We start from the raw sequence: 1,867 nt of genomic DNA on the forward strand, positions 1-1,867 counted from the left end.
CTGCTGCACAACTGAGCAGCGCCATCAGCATTCTCGGCAATTTACAAGAGCGACTACATGAAAATTTTGGTCCACATTTACAAATAATGCTGGCAAGAACCCATCTTCAGCGTGCAAGTTCCGAGCTGAGCATGGGACAGGCCCATCGTGCAGAGACTTCATGCCAGCAAGCCACACCCATTCTCGAAAAACTTCGTAAGCAGGAATACACCGCCCATTCAACGGCCTTAGTACAAACCTTGGCCGAGAGCCTGGTCCTGCAGGGGAAAATATATACACACCTTGGGAATACCCAGGCTGCCATGGAAACATTCGACCAGGCAGCCAACTTGCTTTCAGCATAAAACCAGGGCAAGGTTTATTGGCGTTATCGGCCCCTTAATCGGGGCCGATCCACTTACAGCTGCGGATGTTGCCGCTCCTGGGGGCCGCGCAAGCGATTCATGGCGGAAAGATAGGCCTTGGCGCTGGCCACGACAATATCGGTGTCGGCGCCCTGACCGTTGACGGCACGACCACTCCCGTCCTGCAGACGAACCGTCACATCACCCTGGGCGTCCGTGCCGGTGGTAATGGCATTGACCGAATACAAGAGCAGACGCATCTCACTGTTCAACAAGCTTTCCATGGCCTTGAAAGCCGCATCTACCGGGCCGCCGCCCACTGCCTTGGCGGTTTTGGCGACGCCGTCCACCCACACTTCCACTGTTGCTTCGGGATGCGTGCCCATTTCCGAGCAGACCCGCAAATAACCCAGACGATAATGTTCGGCCTGCTCTTCCTGCAAATCTTCATTGACCAGGGCCTGGAGATCTTCATCAAATACTTCGGCCTTGCGGTCGGCGAGGTCCTTGAAACGGGTGAAAACCTGATCCAGGGTGTCTTTATCCAGCTGGATACCCAAGGCCTCCAGACGAGCGCGGACGGCCGCCCGTCCTGAGAGTTTACCCAGGGTCATGCGGTTTGCGGACCAGCCGACATCTTCAGCGCGCATGATTTCATAGGTCTCGCGATGTTTCAGTACTCCGTCCTGATGAATGCCGGACTCATGGGCAAAGGCATTGGCACCGACAATGGCCTTGTTGGGCTGAACCGGAAAACCGGTAATGGTCGAAACCAGTTTACTGGTCGCAACAATCTGGCTGGTATCAATGCGGGTATCACAACTGAAAACATCCCGGCGGGTGCGTACCGCCATGACGATTTCTTCCAGAGCAGCATTGCCAGCGCGTTCCCCCAGACCGTTGATGGTACATTCGACCTGGCGGGCACCATGCTGCACGGCAGACAGGGAATTAGCCACCGCCAGGCCCAGATCATTATGGCAGTGTACGGAAAATATGGCTTGATCGGCGTTGGGTATACGCTGCCGCAGATTACCAATCAATTGGCCAAAGCGATCGGGCAGGTTATAGCCGACCGTGTCAGGAATATTGATGGTGCGCGCCCCGGCCTGGATCACCGCTTCAATGACCCGGCACAGAAAATCCTCCTCGGAACGACCCGCGTCTTCGGGAGAAAATTCCACATCATCGCAATATTGCCGCGCCAGTTTTACCGCAGCGACTGCGCGCTCCAGCACCTCGTCGGGCCGCATGCGCAACTTGGATTGCATATGAATGGGGCTGGTAGCAATAAAAGTATGAATACGGCCGGCATTGGCCTCTTTCAGCGCCTCACCCGCACGGCGGATGTCCTCATCCCGCGCCCGTGCCAGACCACAGATTCGACTTTCCCGCACAGTTCTGGCAATAGCCTGCACGGCGGCGAAATCCCCGGGGCTGGCGACGGGAAAACCCGCCTCTATGACATCCACCTGCAGGCGCTCCAGGGCCTGGGCAATCCGCAATTTTTCCTCCCGGGTCAT

The 1,867-nt window shown here is 56.6% G+C and carries 2 protein-coding genes; one reads left to right on the plus strand and one right to left on the minus strand.

The features are described 5' to 3' along the window. On the plus strand, window positions 1-344 hold a 344-nt coding region (locus tag AC2VNK_RS07365), incomplete at its 5' end, for a hypothetical protein (protein ID WP_486883322.1). A gap of 53 nt (window positions 345-397) precedes the next feature. Here the strand turns inward: AC2VNK_RS07365 and AC2VNK_RS07370 are convergent. Beyond that, the coding region (locus tag AC2VNK_RS07370; RefSeq protein ID WP_486883323.1) for a 2-isopropylmalate synthase at window positions 398-1,867 on the minus strand (1,470 nt) is incomplete at its 5' end.

Source organism: Acidithiobacillus sp. TH-A35, from assembly GCF_057473505.1.